The 17,478-nt window shown below is 65.7% G+C and carries 8 protein-coding genes and 2 pseudogenes; 9 read left to right on the top strand and 1 reads right to left on the bottom strand.

Annotated features, from left to right (window positions below):
- Positions 1 to 105 precede the first annotated feature (105 nt).
- Positions 106 to 414, bottom strand: coding sequence for a hypothetical protein (locus tag MKAN_RS33070; RefSeq protein ID WP_051404539.1), 309 nt, complete (start codon positions 412 to 414; stop codon positions 106 to 108).
- A gap of 214 nt (positions 415 to 628) precedes the next feature.
- On the opposite strand from MKAN_RS33070, the gene MKAN_RS18310 reads away from it, so the two are divergent.
- From MKAN_RS18310 to MKAN_RS18275, 9 genes and pseudogenes are all read left to right on the top strand, one after another.
- Positions 629 to 1,780 carry an FIST signal transduction protein gene (locus tag MKAN_RS18310; protein ID WP_023370748.1) on the top strand — a complete coding sequence of 384 codons (1,152 nt, stop codon included), beginning with the start codon at positions 629 to 631 and terminating at the stop codon, positions 1,778 to 1,780.
- A 147-nt stretch (positions 1,781 to 1,927) separates the two neighbouring features.
- Positions 1,928 to 2,218, top strand: a pseudogene (locus MKAN_RS18305) (PIN domain-containing protein); the annotation flags it as partial.
- A gap of 317 nt (positions 2,219 to 2,535) precedes the next feature.
- Positions 2,536 to 7,677, top strand: coding sequence for a DEAD/DEAH box helicase (locus MKAN_RS18300; RefSeq protein ID WP_023370743.1), 5,142 nt, complete (start codon positions 2,536 to 2,538; stop codon positions 7,675 to 7,677).
- Positions 7,674 to 10,541: a helicase-related protein gene (locus MKAN_RS18295; RefSeq protein WP_023370742.1), complete on the top strand. Its 2,868-nt coding sequence runs from the start codon at positions 7,674 to 7,676 to the stop codon at positions 10,539 to 10,541. The genes MKAN_RS18300 and MKAN_RS18295 overlap by 4 nt, the downstream gene beginning before the upstream one ends.
- Positions 10,538 to 14,638, top strand: a complete 4,101-nt coding sequence (locus MKAN_RS18290; RefSeq protein ID WP_023370740.1) for an Eco57I restriction-modification methylase domain-containing protein — start codon at positions 10,538 to 10,540, stop codon at positions 14,636 to 14,638. Before MKAN_RS18295 ends, MKAN_RS18290 begins: the two co-directional genes overlap by 4 nt.
- Positions 14,639 to 14,648: 10 nt before the next feature.
- Positions 14,649 to 16,760 (top strand): UvrD-helicase domain-containing protein, encoded by a 2,112-nt coding sequence (locus MKAN_RS18285; RefSeq protein WP_023370738.1) that lies wholly within the window; start codon positions 14,649 to 14,651, stop codon positions 16,758 to 16,760.
- A gap of 79 nt (positions 16,761 to 16,839) precedes the next feature.
- A pseudogene (locus tag MKAN_RS33065) lies at positions 16,840 to 16,944 on the top strand (hypothetical protein); the annotation flags it as partial.
- Between the two features lie 44 nt (positions 16,945 to 16,988).
- The gene (locus tag MKAN_RS33060; protein WP_023370736.1) at positions 16,989 to 17,189 is read left to right on the top strand and encodes a DUF6883 domain-containing protein; all 201 of its coding nucleotides are present in this window, start codon (positions 16,989 to 16,991) and stop codon (positions 17,187 to 17,189) included.
- Positions 17,190 to 17,200: 11 nt separating this feature from the next.
- Positions 17,201 to 17,422: a DUF4926 domain-containing protein gene (locus MKAN_RS18275; protein WP_023370734.1), complete on the top strand. Its 222-nt coding sequence runs from the start codon at positions 17,201 to 17,203 to the stop codon at positions 17,420 to 17,422.
- Positions 17,423 to 17,478: the final 56 nt, after the last annotated feature.

Genomic DNA, 17,478 nt, shown 5'->3' with positions numbered 1-17,478 from the left:
GGCGGCAGGCGCCGCCGCCAATCGAGGTAGCGGCTGCCATATTGGGGTGTGGTTATTGAAGTCTCGGGTGCTCGGGAGTTGGCGAATGCGCAGTAGTATATGTGCCTATATTGCGCTTAGCAACTGTTGTCTATGGCATATTTCCCGAGGGCCCGGCTCCGCGCGCTGATGCAGCCACACAAAGTCATGGATCCCGGCTGACTGCAACATGATCCGTTCCGACGCGGGCCACACCCACATCGGCTCAACCCCGGAATCGAGCTCCGGCCGCTCCAGCCGATAGCTACGCCCCTTCCAATGCCCTTTCCAATCGAGTGCGCCGTCACCGGCGGCCATGAGGTTTCGGTACCAGTCGGTGTGAGTGCCATGAGTCAACGGCAGCACGAAGCCGTCGCCGTAGGGATGGCTGCCCACCGGCGTCCGGTAGTGACGCCCGCTGCGGCGATCCACATGGGTCAGCAGGCCCCAATCTTCATGCGCAATCCTTCAACGACGACTGAATCGCTGCAAGGCTACGCAGTGCCGATCCGCTCGGCGTGCTAGACGGCTTCGCCGTGGCAGACGGTCCCGTCGAGCAACGGTCCGAAAATAGGCCCTGAGAAGCGGCGCATCGGCGCATGATGGAGGGGTGCGGATCGGAGTCGGATTCTCCACCGCGCCCGATGCGCGGAAGGCGGCGGTGGAGGCCGCCACGCAGGCGTGCGACGAGCTCGCCGGTGAGATGCCGTCGCTGGCCGTGCTGCTCGGTTCGCGATCGCACTCCGATCAGGCGGCGGACGTCCTTAACGCGGTGCAGGAGATCGTGGGATCGCCCCCGCTGATCGGCTGTGTCGCCCAGGCGGTTGTCGCCGGCCGGCATGAGATCGAGGACCAGCCGGCGGTGGCGGTGTGGCTGGCGTCGGGTCTGGCCGCCGAAACGTTCCAGCTGGACTTCGTCCGCACCGGTTCGGGCGGACTGCTGACCGGTTACCGGTTCGATCGGACCGCCCACGATCTGCATCTGCTGTTACCGGACCCGTACACATTCCCGTCGAGTCTGCTCATCGAGCACCTCAACAGCGACCTGCCGGGAACGACCGTGGTGGGTGGCCTGGCCAGTGGTGGACGCGGCCCGGGCGGCACCCGGCTGTTCCGCGATCGCGGCGTGTTCAGCTCGGGGCTCGTCGGTGTGCGCCTGCCCGGTGTGCACAGCATCCCCATCGTGTCGCAGGGCTGCCGGCCGATCGGCCGTCCCTACATCGTCACCGGCGCGGACGGCGCGGTGATCACCGAGCTGGGCGGCCGTCCACCGCTGGTGCGCCTGCGAGAGATCGTCGAGGGCTTGCCCTTGCACGAGCAGGAGCTGGTCAGCCGTGGCCTGCAGATCGGCATCGTGGTCGACGAGCACCTGGCGGCTCCGGGGCAGGGCGACTTCCTGATCCGCGGGCTGCTGGGCGCCGATCCTTCGACCGGGGTGATCGAGATCGGCGAGGTCGTCGAGGTCGGCACGACGGTGCAGTTCCAGGTCCGGGACGCCGCGTCGGCGGACAAGGACCTGCACCTGGCCGTGGAGCGGGCGGCGGCCGAGCTGGGTGGGCGTCCGGCGGGTGCGCTGCTGTTCACCTGCAACGGGCGGGGGCGGCGGATGTTCGGGGTGGCCGACCACGACGCGTCGACGATCGAGGACCTGCTGGGCGGGATTCCGCTGGCCGGTTTCTTCGCCGCCGGCGAGATCGGCCCGGTTTTCGGCCGCAACGCGCTGCACGGCTACACGGCGTCGTTGGCGCTGTTCGTCGACTGACTGCGCGGGGTGTGTCACTGGTGTCACAGCTGTCACTGGCGGCGGGCACTATGCGTTGTGCCCGGCTATGAGCGACTTTTCAGCGACAAGCCGGCGCCTGGTGCCGGGAGCTCATTCCGGCAGCGCGGATCGGACGCCGGTCTACCCAAACTCACGCTCGGCGAACTCCGCTTGGGAGTGCTGCAAGCCCCCGGCCCGGAAGCCGCGGCACGCCGGCTCTCCACCTATCAGCTTGCCCAACGATTCGAACCGCTGAGCGTCGACGAGAGGGTTTCCGAAGCGTGGGCACTGCTGGTATCCAAGCTGCGAGCCGCCCACCTGCGGGAACCGATCAACGACAGTTGGATTGCGGCAACCGCAGTGGCGCACCAGATTCCGATCGTGACCCAGGACGGCGACTACTCCGCGGTGCCTGACGTCGAGGTCATCACGCTCTGACGCAGCAGGCGTTAAGGCCACTACATCCACGCATTTGGGGTGAAATGCGTTCGGCCGCCCAGCGACGAATGCCGCGGCACGCTCGGCTAGCCTGTTGGCTTGGGCGACGTTTATTCGGGCCAAACGTTGCCGACGCGCAAACCTTTATCCCGTTCTCGGACCGCGAGCTGCCGCCACAGACACCGCATGGCTGCGGGGCGCCCATGCACGTGGTCCGTCACCGATCACTTCGGAAAATGCGACAACGTGCCAAATTTGTCGGACACCCGAAGTATGGTCGCCACCGGGTCGGTACCAGCTTCCTAACGGGAGGTGTCATGGACGCGTTCGGTGTCCTTGACGAAGTCCTGAACGACTACGAGTCCTTCGTGAAGGGCTTCCTTGACATCAAGGACGAGCAAATCCGGGCCAAGGTCGAGGGCGAGATCGACGACGGCCTGCTGTGGCCCGAGCCATGGTTGGCGCTCAACCCCGCTTTCGAGCCGGGTGGGTCGGTCGGCGAGCTGGTCGAACGGGGAGTGCTGCATCCCCAAGCTCAGGAGATCTTCCGCATCAAGGCCGACGACGACGCTATCGGCCGGGAAGTCACCTTCCATCGGCACCAGAGCGACGCCTTCGAGATCGCCAACCGCGGCGAATCGTACGTTCTGACCACGGGCACCGGCTCAGGCAAGTCGATGTCGTACATCGTGCCCATCGTGGACCGGGTGTTGCGCGAGGGATCGGGCAAAGGTGTACGAGCCATTGTCGTCTACCCGATGAACGCGCTGGCCAATAGTCAGCGCAGCGAACTGGAGAAGTTCCTCGGTACCGCGAACCAAAAGGTGACGTTCGCCCGCTACACCGGACAGGAGACGTCAAGCGAACGCGAGACGATCCTGGCATCGCCGCCGGACATCTTGCTGACCAACTACGTGATGCTCGAGCTGATGCTCACCCGGCCACGTGAGCGTAAGGCGCTGATCTCCAGTGCCGAGAACCTGTCGTTCCTGGTCCTCGACGAGCTGCACACCTATCGCGGGCGCCAGGGCGCCGACGTCGCGATGCTGGTGCGCCGGCTGCGCAGCGCGATCAACGCTGAAAAGCTGCAGTGCATCGGCACCAGTGCGACCCTCGCCGGTCCGGGCACCAAGGCCGAGCAGCGCCAGCAGGTCGCCGACCTGGCCACCCGAATCTTCGGTGTCAAGATCCCGGCCGCCAACGTGGTCGGCGAGACGCTGCGACGGGCGACGTCCGGCCACGTCGATACGGCTGCGCTCACCGCGCGGCTGCCAGCGTCGACCCCGGATACTTGGGAAGACTTGCGGACCGATCCGCTGGCCGTGTGGGCCGAGGAAGAGTTCGGGCTGCGCGAAGACGACGAGGGAAAGCTCAGCCGCCGCCCACCGAGCAAGCTGAGCGAGGCGGCGGCAAAGCTACACGCCGAGACGCGTGTCGACGAACACGTGTGCCGTGACAAACTCCGGAAACTCTTGCTGGCAGGGTCGCGAGCCCGCGATCCCCAGGGTCGTTCGCTATTCGCGTTCAAGCTGCACCAGTTCATCGGCAAGGGCGACACCGTCTACACCACGCTGGAGCCGGTGAAAAGCCGTTACCTTACAACGCAATACCAACGAAGCGCACCCGAGCGGCCGGCGGGTCAACCGTTATTTCCACTGGCCTTTTGCCGGGAATGCGGCCAGGAGTTCTTGGTGGTCAACCTCGATCGCGGCCGCAAGAGTTTCAGTCCACGCATCCTGCACTCAGGCATTGATGAGCAACCCGACGCGACCGGGCTGCTCTACGTCACTGACCAACCATGGCCCGATCCGACCGACCCCGCACTTCTGGAGCTGGTGCCCGACGACTGGGCGGTGTCTGCCGGTGCGGGCCAAGCCCTTGATCCCGCGCGCCTCAACAAGCTCCCGGTATCGCTGCGCGTCGACCCTTTTGGCAGCATCACCGACGACGGAATGCCCGTTGCGTTCTTCGAACGGCTTGACTTCTGCCCCTCGTGCAAGACGAGCTACGAGAGCGCCCGGCAGTCGGAGTTCTCCCGCGTGGCCAGCCTTGGTACCGAGGGCCGGGCCAGCGCGGTGACGGTGCTGTCGCAATCAGTCGTGCGTGCCCTGCGCGACGAGACCGACCTCGATGCCGAAGCGCGGAAGTTCCTGGCGTTCAGCGACAATCGTCAGGATGCGAGCCTTCAGGCCGGACACTTCAACGACTTCGTCATCGTCGCGTTGATTCGATCCGCACTCTACCGGGCCGCCGTCAACCATGGCGACGGGCCACTCACTGACGAGAACCTGGGGCCCGAAGTGGTTTCCGCGCTCGGCGGTAACAAACTCAAACGCTTCGCGCGCGACGAGGACACCGCCGACGAGCTCGTGCCGCGCAAGAAAATCGCACGCGCGCTGCGCGATGTCGTCACCTATCGACTGTGGCGCGACCTCGCCCGCGGATGGCGCATCACCATGCCCAACCTCGAGCAAACCGGTCAATTGCGGCTGGATTACTTCGGTTTGGATCAGCTCGCAGATGACGACACCAAGTGGGCAACTCTCGGGAACCCATTAGCGGACGCAGATTCCAAGATCCGCCGCCAGTTGATGCACGTGCTACTCGATGAACTGCGCCGGAACCTTTGCATCGAAACCGAATTCCTTAGTGAGGAGAAGTTCGACGCGATCAGGCGTGCCAGCCGGGAGTGGCTGAAAGATCCATGGGCGATCACCGACGAATCCGGAACGTATAGTGGCACCGCGTATCCCGGCAGCCGGCCCAAAAGCGTCGCGGGCACCGGCGTTGACCTCTACTTGTCGGGCCTTGGAGCTTACGGGCGCTGGTTGCGGCGTCCCGGCCGCTTTCCGGCGCATGCCCAAAAACTGAAAGTGGCCGATGCCGACACCCTGATCGAAGGGCTACTCGAAACGATGGCCAGCGCCGGCATCTTGGTGCGCGTCAAGATGCCGAAGCGGCGCACCGGTTATCGCATCCATGCCAGCCTGATCGAATGGCACGCGGGCACGGGTCAGCATCGCGCACCCGATCCGATTCGCGGCAACCGGACGCAGGGCCGCGTCAACCCGTACTTCCGCCAGCTGTATTCCGAGACCGCGCAAGCGTTGGTGGGCTTGGAAGCACGCGAGCACACCGCACAGGTTGAGCCGTCCAAACGCCAGCAGCGCGAAGACGAGTTCTCCAACGCGCAGCTGCCGGTGCTGTACTGCTCGCCGACGATGGAACTCGGCGTCGACATCAGGAGCCTCAACGTCGTCGGCATGCGAAACGTCCCGCCCACCCCGGCCAACTACGCGCAGCGCTCCGGGCGTGCCGGCCGCTCCGGGCAGCCGGCGATCGCGCTGACCTACTGCGCCACCGGAAATGCCCACGACGCCTATTACTTTCGGCGCAGCCAGGACATGGTCGCCGGCGCCGTGGCGCCGCCGAGGCTGGAGCTGGGCAACCAAGATTTGGTCCGGGCCCACGCGCACGCCATCTGGCTGGTGCAGTGCGACCTCGACCTCAAGGCCAGCATGGTCGAGCTGCTCGACATCGACCAGCCCGGTGAACCGCTGCGCCCCGAGGTCCAGGCGCGCATCACGTCCAAGGCGAGTCGAGCGGCGGCCATCGACGCGATCACTGCCGTCCTGACCGCCACCAGCGAGGTCACCTCGGCGCCGTGGTGGACCGACACCTGGGTCGCCGACACCGTGGACCGCGCCCCGGCGCGCTTTAACCTGGCCGCCGACCGATGGCGCGGCCTCTACCGTGAGGCGCAAGCCGAATTAGACAGCGCTGCACAGATTCTCAAGACGATTGGAGCCTCGGAAGCATCGAAGCAACGAGCCCGGGCCAGGATGTCGGAAGCACGCGCTGCGCTGGATCTGCTCAAAGGTCAAGTCGACGACGTAGTGCAGGGCGACTTCTACACCTACCGCTACTTCGCCTCCGAAGGTTTCCTGCCGGGCTACTCGTTCCCACGCCTCCCGCTGTCGGCGTTCATTCCGGCCGAGCGGCGCACCCGCAACGGCGAGGGTGACTTCATCCAGCGCCCCCGATTCTTGGCCATCAGCGAGTTCGGGCCGGACGCATTCATCTATCACGAGGGCGCCCGCTACCAAGTCAACCGGGTCAGCCTCCCCGCCCGCGCAGACGGCACGGGCGTCAACATGACCGAAATCAAACGCTGCAACCGATGCGGCTACCTCCACGAGTGCAACACACCGACCAATGTGGAGTTCTGCGAGCATTGCGGCTCCGGGTCCCTCGACACGATGAGCGAGATGATGCGCCTGCTCGCGGTCAAGACCCGGCGACGGGACCGGATCAGCGCCGACGAGGAAGAGCGTCACCGCGCCGGCCATGAAATCGTCACCACGCTGCGGTTTGTGCCGCACGGGGTGCGCGCCGGTCAGCTCACCAGCAGCATCAGCGTCGACGGTCAGGAACTGGGCACCATGACCTACGGGGACACCGCGCTGATCCGCCGGATGAACGTCGGCCTGCGCCGCCGTAAGAAGAAGGACACCCGCGGCCACGTGCTCGACACCGTGGAGGGCCGCTGGTGCGCCGAGTCCGATCTGGCCAAAAACGTGCACGGGGAGGCGCCGCGCTACATCCGGGTCATTCCCTACGTCGAGGACCACCGCAACGCCCTTGTGCTGCACCTGGATCCATCTATTCCCAGCGAGCAACGCATGGCCGCAATGTATGCCCTCAAACGCGCCGTCGAAGCCGTGTACCAGCTGGAAAGCAGTGAGCTCGCCGTCGAGCCGTTGCCCGGCAACACCGGCGATCACGCGTGGTCACGGCTGCTGTTCTTCGAAGCCGCCGAGGGCGGGGCCGGTGTGCTGCGGCGGGTCGCGACCGAGGACGGGCAACTGCGCGACGTCGCCCGCAAAGCCCTGGAGATTCTGCACTTCGACTCCGACACCGGGGCGGACCAACGTCGGGCACCGCATGCACTCGAAGACTGTGCGCAAGCGTGTTACGACTGCCTGCTGTCCTACGCCAATCAGTGGGACCATCAACAGCTCGATCGCCATTGCGTGAAAGAGCTGCTGCAACGCCTCGCCTCCGCGACCGTCGCGGTCGGTTCGGGCGGTGAGGAACGCGCCGAGCAACTGGAACGTCTGAAGAAGACCTGTGACAGCGATCTGGAACGGCACTTCCTGGATCTGCTGGAGCAGCAAGGCTATCGGCTGCCCGACGAGGCACAGCGGATGGTCGACGGCTACTACGTCAGACCCGACTTCGCCTACCACACATCAGGAATGGACGTCGCCGTGTTCGTCGACGGCCCCCACCACGACTCCGAGTATCAGCAGCAAAAAGACGAGCAGGCGCGGGCGAAGCTGGAAGACGAGGCCGGCTGGCTGGTGTTGCGGTTCAAGCACACCGACGCCGACGACGGCTGGCTCAAAGCATTCGCTGAACAGGTCGACGTCTTCGGACCCGGAAAGTTACTCGCATGACGGTCACTGAGTACGCGGCAGGCGGTCTCGTCAACGCCCGCGGACGGGACTGGCTGGTCTTGCCGGGCTCACCGCCCGGAGCGCTGCTGGTGCGTCCACTCGGTGGCCACGAGGACGAAACCACGGTGCTGCTGCCCGATGTCGACGAGTTCGCGGCGGCCAGGTTCGAGCCGCCCACCGTCGACGACCGTGGCGATGCCAGCCGGGCCCGGCTGCTGCGGGATGCACTGCGGCTATCGTTTCGCGGCAGCGGCGGCCCGTTCCGCTCCTTCGCCGGCCTGGCCGTAACACCGCGCAACTATCAGCTGGTGCCGCTGATGATGGCGGCGGCCCAGGAGACCACAAGGCTGCTGATCGCCGACGGCGTCGGCATCGGCAAGACGGTGGAGGCGGGACTGATCGCCGCGGAACTGCTGGCGACCGGGAATGCCCAACGCATGGTCGTGCTGTGCTCGCCGCAGTTGGCTCCGCAGTGGCAACACGAGCTGCGCGACAAGTTCGGCATCGGCGCCCAGCTGCTGTTGCCGTCGACCGTGAACCGGCTGATGCGCAGCGTGCCCTTCGGCTCCAACGTCTATGAGCACCACCCGCATCTGGTGATCTCCACCGATTTCATCAAGCAACGCACCCGCCGCGACGAGTTCGCGTTGCATTGCCCCGAATTGGTGATCGTCGACGAGGCGCATAGCTGTGTGCCGCATGCGGGCACGGCCAGATCGGCCCAAACGCAGCTGCGCTACACGCTGTTACGCAAGCTCGCCGACGATCCCGGCCGTCATCTGCTGCTGCTGACGGGCACCCCGCACAGCGGCGACGACACGGCGTGGCAGTCGCTCATCGGGCTGCTCGACCGCCGCCTGCCCGAGCTGCCCACCGACCTGTCCGGACGCGACCGCGAGGACGACCGGAAGCTGTTGGCCAAGTTCATGATTCAGCGGCAGCGCGCCGACATCCGCGAGTACCTGGACGAGGACACCCCGTTCCCCAAGCGCGAGACCACCGAGACCGCCTACAAGCTCACCCCGGCCTACCGGGCGCTGTTCGACGACGTCATGGATTACGTGCGCGAGCAGGTAGCCGACCCCAAACTCAGCGCCGTCCGCCAGCGGGTGCGCTGGTGGTCGGCGATCGCGCTGCTGCGTTGCCTGGCCTCCAGCCCGGCCGCGGCCGAACAGACCCTGCTCAACCGCTCCGCGGTCGCAGCCGTCGAGAACCAAGACGAGGTCGACGCGTTCGCCGAGCCCCGGGTACTGGACTCCGATCTGGACGACACCATGGAAGGAGAAGACGTCACCGTCGGCGCCGATACCGGTGACGTCGACGCGCCGTCAACCGGTGCGTGCCGGCGGTTGCGCGAATTGGCCGGGGCCGCAGCGGCTTTGAAAGGCGTGCGGTCCGACGCCAAGCTCAAGCGGCTCGTCCCGTTGGTCAAGGAACTGATCGCCGAGGGCTACCACCCGATCGTCTTCTGCCGCTTCATCCCGACCGCCGACTATCTCGCCGAACACCTCCGCACCGCGCTGACGAGAATTCCCGACCTGCAGATCGACGCGGTCACCGGAAACCTCGCCCCGGAGGAACGCGAGGAACGCGTCGACGCACTGACCGCACACGACGGACCGCGACTGCTGATCGCGACCGACTGCCTGTCGGAGGGCATCAACCTGCAGGAGGGTTTCACCGCCGTCGTCCACTACGACCTGGCCTGGAACCCCACTCGACACGAACAGCGGGAGGGCCGCATCGACCGGTTCGGCCAGGGTGCGCCCGTCGTGCGCACCGTCACCTACTTCGGCGAGGACAACGGAATCGACGGCATCGTGCTTGAGGTCCTGATCCGGCGGCACAAGAACATCCAGCGCAGCACCGGCGTCTCGGTGCCGGTACCCGTCGACCCCACCACGGTGATGAAGGCGATCTGGGAGTCGCTGCTGCTGCGCGGCAAGGACGCCGAACAGTTGACCCTGGACTTCGCCGAGGCCACCTCCGCCTCGCTGGCCGACGAGGTGCAAGTGCAGTGGGTCAATGCCGCCGAACGGGAGAAGGCTTCGCGGTCGCGGTTCCGCCAGGCGGGGCTCAAGCCCGACGTCGTCGAGCACGCCATCATCGAAGTCCGCCGCGCGCTCGGTGGACCCGCCGAAATCGAAACCTTCACTCGCACAGCGCTATCGCTTTTGGGCGCCAAGGTCGCCGACACCGCGGACGGGTTCACGGCCCGCGTCGACACCTTGCCGCCGGCGGTACGCGACCAGCTTCCGCCGACCAAGGACAATCGCCTGCATTTCCACCGGTCGCTGCCAGTGCCGGCCGGGCACTGCGTGCTCAACCGCACCGATCCGACGGTGGAGTCACTGTCCCGCTATGTGCTGGACGCCGCGCTCGACAGCCGCCTGGACGCGGCCGCCCGGCCCGCGCGGCGGGCGGGTGTCATGCGCGCCAAGGGCGTCGACAAGGTCACGACGCTGCTGGTGGTTCGCCACCGGCTGGAGATCACCATCCCGGGTTCCAACACCACGGTCACCCAGGTCGCCGAGGAAGCGCGGTTCGCCGCCTTCACGGCAAGCGGGGACACCCTGACCTGGCTGGCGCAATCCGACGTCGACGCGCTGTTGGCGCTCACGCCCTCCGGCAACGTGGATGACGCATTGGCGCGAGCCCAACTCGGCAGGGCGCTCGGGCGGCTCCCCGCGTTGGCCGATCATCTCGCCCAGGCGGGGCAGGTGGCCGCCGAAAGCCTGGTCGCCGAACACCAGGCGGTGCGCGCGGCGTCGAAGGCGGCGGGGCGCGCTCCCGCGGTGAAGTTCCTTCCACCGGCCGATGTGCTCGGTGTGTACGTCTTTCTGCCCGAGGCGAGTTCCCGATGAGCACCCCATCCGTGTTCCGCGCGGTCCGGATCGTGGGCACCGCGTTGCCCGCCGAGGCGATCCCCCGCGTCAGCGAAGTGCGCATGCCGGGCCAATCCGCCGGGGAGTACGACCTACCGCCCGGCATGACGGTCAACGGCGCCATCGCCCGGGCCTGGGAGGCTATGCTTGCCGCCCACCTGCAGTGGCGCACCATGCTGAGCCGGCTACCCGAAGGCGACCCCGCCATCAAGCTCACCCGCGAAAAATGGTTGCTGCCACTGCTGTACGAACTTGGCTGGGGTCGCCCCGAAGTGGTCGGCGGCGGGTTGTCGGTGCAGCCCGGTCTGGGTGAATCGATGGCCCCGAATTTCCCCATCTCCCATCGGGTTTCATGGCCCGACGCTGCCAACCCGTCGGCGTGGGTTCCAATCCACCTCGTCGGAGCCGGAATCGACCTCGACACCAAGACTCCGTCGGTAACGGCGCGTGCCCCGCAGTCCATGCTGCAGGACTACCTCAACCGTGAACACAACTCGCTGTGGGGGATTCTGTCCAACGGCCACCGGCTGCGGCTGCTGCGCGACGCGTCCAGCCTGACCCGGCAGTCCTACGTGGAGTTCGACCTGGACGCGATCTTCGCCGACCAGCTCTACGCCGACTTCCGGCTGCTGTTCCTGATCCTGCACGCCAGCCGGTTCGCGCCCCGGCTCGACGAGCACGCCGCGAAAGTGGCCGCCGCGGATGGCGAGGAGGCCGAGGAAGGCGATGCCGAACCGGTCAGCCTCAAGCTCGACAACTGCTGGCTGGAGCGGTGGCGCCGCACCGCGATCGACGACGGCGCCCGAGCCCTGCTGAACCTGCAGCAGGGGGTCGCCGCGGCCCTACACGAGTTGGGCACCGGATTCGTGTCCCACCCGGCCAACACCGCCTTGCGCGAAGCGCTGGGGGTGGCCAGCGACGCCGACCGCGACCTGCAGCGAGCGCTGCTGCGGATCGCCTACCGGCTGATCGTGCTGTTCGTCGTGGAGGACCGCGACCTGCTGCACGGCGCGGCGGCGTCGGCCGACGCCCGCTCCCTCTATGCGGACTACTTCTCGACCGCGCGGCTGCGCCGTCTGGCCGGCACCCCGATCGGCGGCTGGCACACCGATTTGTGGGAAGCCCATCAGATCGTCACCGACGCCCTCTCCGGGGACGGGCTGGCGGAGCTCGGGCTGAGCGGCCTTGGCGCGACGCTGTTTTCGCGTGACGCGTTGAGCATCCTGGAGGGGGCCAAACTGCCGAATCGGGCCTTCCTGGCCGCGGTCCGCGCGCTGGCGCAAATCGAGGACCCTGTCACCGGCACGCCGCGGCCCGTCGACTACCGCAACCTCGACAGCGAGGAACTCGGCGGCATGTACGAGTCGCTGCTGGCCTACACGCCCCGATACAACGCCGACGATCGCACCTTCACCCTCGACGTCGCCACCGGCAGCGAGCGCAAGAAGTCCGGCTCCTACTACACGCCCTCGGAGCTGATCGCATTGGTGCTCGACGAGGCGCTGAATCCGCTGATCGACGAGGCGCTGCGCTCGGCGGATCCCGAGGCGGCGCTGCTGGACCTGTCCGTGGTCGATCCTGCCTGCGGCAGCGGGCATTTCGTGGTCGCCGCGGCGCGCCGGATCGCCGCTGCACTGGCCACCGTGCGCACCGGGGACACCGAACCTGCCCCAGCGGCGCTGCGCGCGGCCACGGCCGACGTCATCGAACACTGCGTCTACGGGGTCGACCTCAACGACCTGGCCATCGAGATCACCAAGGTGGCGCTGTGGCTGGAGGCGTTCGATGCCGATCGGCCATTCCCCTTCTTGGACTCCCACTTCCGGGTCGGCAACGCGCTGCTGGGCACCACGCCGGAGTTGCTGCGCCACAACATTCCCGACGCCGCGTTCGTGGCACTCGGCGACGACGACAAGACCTGGACGTCGAAGCTCAAGGCCCGCAACAATTCCGAACGCGAAGCGAATGCCGAACAGCTCAACATGTTCGGCTCCGAGACGCTCAATGTCGAGACCACCCAGTTCAGCAAGGCCGCCCACGAGGCCGACACCGGCGCCGCCGCGACGGTGGCGGCCATGCGCGCCCGCGCCGACGCTTGGCGCCGACTGGAAGAGGATCCCGACCTCAAGGCCGCCAAACTCGTCGCCGACGCGTGGTGCGCCGCGTTCGTCCAACCCAAGACCGGTGCGACGACGTCCGGGCAGGGGATTACCCATGGCACCCTGCGCGATTTGGCCGAGAACCCGGAATCGGTGCCTGCGACCGTCAAATCGCTGGTCGAAAGCCTGGCGCGCCAATATCGGTTCTTCCATTGGCATTTGGAGTTCCCGGGCATCTTCACCGTCCCCGACGACGGCAGCGCTGACCCTGCTACCGGGTGGACCGGCGGGTTCTCCTGTGTGGTGGGCAATCCGCCGTGGGAGCGCGTCAAGATCCAAGACAAGGAGTTCTTCGGCAACGCCGGCCGCTCCGATATCGAGGGCGCGGCCACCGCCGCGATCCGTAAGAAGATGATCGACCAACTGGCTGACGGTGACCCCGACCTGTTCGTGGCCTACCACGCGGCACTGCGGCAGTCCGATGCCACCGCGCATCTGTTGCTCAAGAGTGGTCGCTATCCGCTGACCGGGCGCGGCGATGTGAATACCTACAGCGTTTTCGCCGAGACGATGCGCACCGTCACTGGGCCGAGTGGTGCTGCCGGGATCATCAGCCCGACCGGGCTGGCGACCGACAAGACCACCGCGCCGTTCTTTGCTGACACGCTGAGCAATCGAAGGCTTTCTGCCTTCTATGACTTCGAGAACGAAGCGAAGATCTTCCGTGACGTACATAACCAGTTGCGATTCGCGGTAACTGCAATGCGCGGTGTTGCGAGCAAAGTTTCACGAACGCGGTTCGCTTTCTACACACGCTACCTGACTGATGTGCCGTCGCGACGCTTCGAACTCGCCGCATCAGAAGTTCTAAAGCTGAACCCGAACACCGGCACCCTGCCTATATTCCGCAGCCAAGTCGACGCCGACATCACACTCGGTATCTATTCGCGTCATCCCGTCCTCGTCCGCGACGACGACCCGCAAGGCAACGGCTGGGGTTTGTCGTTTGCGCGGCTCTTCGACATGACCAACGACTCGGGGCTGTTTCATCAGGCCGATGACCTTAGTGACGCAACATTCAACGGGTGGTCCTACGAACGTGCCGGCAAGGAGTATGTGCCACTATACGAGGCCAAAATTCTCGGCCACTTTGACCACCGATACGCTTCCTACAACGGCGCCACCCAGGCGCAGTTGAATAAGGGTACGCTTCCTCGGCTGACCGCAGAGCAGCATGACGACCCTAACATCGAACCTTTAAGTCGTTACTGGGTTGAACGACCTGAATTAAACGCGGCTCTCGACGGACGATGGGACCGTAACTGGCTGCTTGGTTGGCGCGATATCACGAACGCTAGCAATGAACGTACATTCGTACCCGCCGTGTTACCAATGACAGCTGTTGGCAACTCTTTCTACGTCGTCATATTGGCAAAGCCTGAGCTAGCACCGCTCTTGCATGCCGTGTGGTCATCGTTGGCGTTCGACTTTGTAGCCAAACAGAAAATCAGCGGATCACACGTCAACTACTTCGCAACTAAGCAACTTTCATGCCCGACGCCGGACGAGTTCGCAGCGGAGACACCTTGGCACACAGAAACAACTCTCGCCGACTGGACTCGGCCCTACGTCCTCGAACTTTCCTACACCTCTTGGCGTCTCAAGCGCTACGCCGAAGACCTCGGTGACGACGGCCCGCCCTTCCGCTGGCATCCCGAGCGCCGGGCACTTCTACGCGCCGACCTTGACGCAGCGTTCCTCCATGTCTATGGCCTCAACCGCGGCGAGGCGGAACATGTCCTGGACTCTTTCCCCGTCGTCCGCAAGTACGAGGAACGCGACTACGGCGAATACCGCACCCGTCGTCTCGTTCTCGAAGCGTACGACCGCATGGCGTACGCAATCGCCCACGGCGGCAAGGGATGGAAGCCCTTCGCGGACCCCCCTGCCGGCGAAGGCCCCCGTCACAGCAAGTGAGTAGAAAGAAATGCCCACACTAGCCATCGACAAAGGATTCCTCGCAGACCTGGTCAAGCTCGAGAAGCCCGTCGCCAAACGGGTGACCGAGGTCTTCGACGAGTTCGACACCGCCACTCACACCGGCCTGCATTTGGAAAAGATCAACAACGCCCGCAACCCCCGGTTCCGCTCGATCCGCATCGACCAGTCGTGGCGCGGCATAATCCTGGCCCCGGAAGCCGGTGACGTCTACACCCTGCTCAAGGTGCTGCCGCATGACGACGCCTACGCGTGGGCGCAGCGCAGCAACGTCTCGGTGAACACCGCCACCGGCGGCATCGAAATCCGTGACGAAGAGGCCATCGACCGCGCGCTGCCCCAGCTGGCCAAGGCCGCCGAGAAGGCCGAATCGCGGTTATTCGACAAGATCAGTGACGCCGACCTGACCCGGCTCGGCATCGACCACAAGACACGAGCTTTCGCGCGCGCACTGACGAACCCCGGACAGCTCGATGAGGCCAAATCGGCTCTGCCCGAGACACAGTGGGACGTATTGTGCGGCCTGGCAGCCGGATTCACCCCTGACGAGGTGTGGGCCGATCTCGGCGCTCAGATACTGAACGAACCGGTGGACACCGAGGACCTGGACGCGGCGGTGCTACGCAGCCGCGACCGCGTCGTGCTCGTCAACGGTCCCGAAGAACTCATGAACGTCTTCGCCTACCCGTTCGCGACGTGGCGGGTCTACCTCCACCCCACCCAACGTGCCGTCGTCGACGCGTCATACAAGGGACCGGCCCGGGTGACCGGCGGCCCGGGCACCGGCAAGACCGTGGTGGTGCTGCACCGGGCGCACGTGCTCGCCAAACGGAATGAAGGCCGCGTCTTGGTCACCACCTTCACCTCCACACTGACCGACACCCTGCGCTCTGGCCTGGACATGATCGTCGATGACGACGAGGTCGACGAACGGATCGAGGTGTCCAACGTAGACCGGTTGGCGCACCGGATCTTTCGCCGCAAGCACGGTCCCCCGAACCTGCTGAACGCCGACGACGATAAGGGACTGTGGCTCAGCATCATCGACAAGCTGGGATTGCCCTTCACCGACGTGTTCTTGGCCGAGGAATGGCGGCATGTCGTGCTGGCCCGTCGCATCGGCACCGCCGCGGCCTACCTCTCCGCCAAGAGAACCGGCCGGGGTCGGGCGCTGGGCTCGCGGCAGCGGGCCCAAGTGTGGCAGGCGATGTGGGAGTTCGAGCAGGCGCTGACCCAACTCGGCGCATGGACCCACGAAACCATCCGGCGGGAGGCCACCGCCCTGTTGGAGGCCGACACCACCAAGCCGTACCGCCACATCGTGATCGACGAGGCCCAAGACCTCAGCCCCGACCAGTGGCGGCTGCTGCGGGCCGCGGTCGCCGAAGCCCCCGACGACATCTTCATCGCCGGGGATACCCATCAACGCATCTACAACAACCGGGTGAGCCTTCGCGACGTCGGGATCAACATCGCCGGCCGGTCGACACGGCTGAACCTGAACTACCGAACCACCGCGGAGATCCTCGGCTGGAGTCTCGGGCTGCTCCGCGGCGAACGCATCGACGACATGGAGGGTGGTCTTGACTCCATCGCCGGCTGCCGATCCTACGTCCACGGCGCCCCGCCGAGACTGCAGGGCTTCGACAAGCTCGACGCCGAGACGCGGTTCATCGCCTCAACGGTCAACGAGTGGATCAACAGCGGCGTCGCCCCTTCCGAGATCGGAATCGCGGTGCGGGCCAAGTGGTTCGGCTCCAAAGTGGCCGACGCTTTGAAGGCCATGGGCATCAAGACCGTCGACCTCGCGAAAGCGTCGACCAAAGACGACGCCGTCCACGTCGGAACCATGCACCGCATGAAAGGTCTGGAGTTTCGCTGCGTGGGCGTCGCCGGGGTCGGCGCCAAGTTCGTGCCGGCGGCGAACGCCGTCACACCGATCGACGAAGACAGGCAGACCCACGAGCAAGACCTGGAACGCGAACGGTGCCTGCTGTTCGTGGCGTGCACCCGGGCCCGGGAGGAACTGCTCGTCACCTGGCACGGCCAACCGAGCCCATTTTTGACGGCGAGCACAGCCGATTCCGCGGGGGCCCAATGACTACGAGAATGCATCTTTGTCAACATCTTCCGGTGCGGATGCGCTGGCATTGCACCGGCTCGGCCGCTGTGGATGCCTGGTGTCCCAGCACGGTAGGTGCACCGTGACCCGCTGGAGCGAAGCGCACATCGACCAACGCAAGATCGTCGACTACCTTCTCGCGACGGCTCATCCTGTCGGAGGTGCGAAGGCCGCCTATTTCGTGTCCCTCGGATACAGCGCCGAGAAATGGACTCGCCTTGCGATGATCTGGCACATATCGCCCGGAATGGCGAGGTCATCGAAGTTGGTGAGACTTCCTACGGCCTCAAAATGGTCGTCGACGGGGTCGTGGAATCACCATGCGGTCGGATGGTGGCGTTGCGTACCGTATGGATCAGCGATGGACCAGGCGACGTGCCACGACTGGTTACGGCCTACCCGAGCTAAGGAGTCGAGCGATGTATGCAGAACACGATGTGGTTGTGCTGACGCGGGACCTTCCCGAGAAATCTCTTCTCGCTGGGGATGTCGGTGCCGTTGTCGGCCGGTACGCGGCGGGCGGCTACGAAGTCGAATTCACTGCCGCGGACGGCAGCACGATCGCGGTAGTCACGTTAGCGGGTGACGACATACGGCCAAGGCGTCCACGGGAGATCCTGCATGTCCGCGAGGTTGCATAGCTTAGTTCGCAGTCCGGTCCGCCCCGCTAACGACTCCGGAGCGGTGCTGCCACTGG

This window comes from Mycobacterium kansasii ATCC 12478 (genome assembly GCF_000157895.3).
Taxonomy (GTDB): domain Bacteria; phylum Actinomycetota; class Actinomycetes; order Mycobacteriales; family Mycobacteriaceae; genus Mycobacterium; species Mycobacterium kansasii.
The sequence above is the reverse complement of the archived record's forward strand: the minus strand, read 5'-3'. Positions and strand labels throughout refer to the sequence as shown.

What these genes read in the sequence shown, in the direction of transcription:
- MKAN_RS18300 (WP_023370743.1), top strand. Translation starts at nt 2,536, where the DNA reads ATGGACGCGTTCGGTGTCCTTGACGAAGTCCTGAACGACTACGAGTCC.
- MKAN_RS18295 (WP_023370742.1), top strand. Translation starts at nt 7,674, where the DNA reads ATGACGGTCACTGAGTACGCGGCAGGCGGTCTCGTCAACGCCCGCGGA.
- MKAN_RS18290 (WP_023370740.1), top strand. Translation starts at nt 10,538, where the DNA reads ATGAGCACCCCATCCGTGTTCCGCGCGGTCCGGATCGTGGGCACCGCG.
- MKAN_RS18285 (WP_023370738.1), top strand. Translation starts at nt 14,649, where the DNA reads ATGCCCACACTAGCCATCGACAAAGGATTCCTCGCAGACCTGGTCAAG.
- MKAN_RS33060 (WP_023370736.1), top strand. Translation starts at nt 16,989, where the DNA reads ATGGACTCGCCTTGCGATGATCTGGCACATATCGCCCGGAATGGCGAG.
- MKAN_RS18275 (WP_023370734.1), top strand. Translation starts at nt 17,201, where the DNA reads ATGTATGCAGAACACGATGTGGTTGTGCTGACGCGGGACCTTCCCGAG.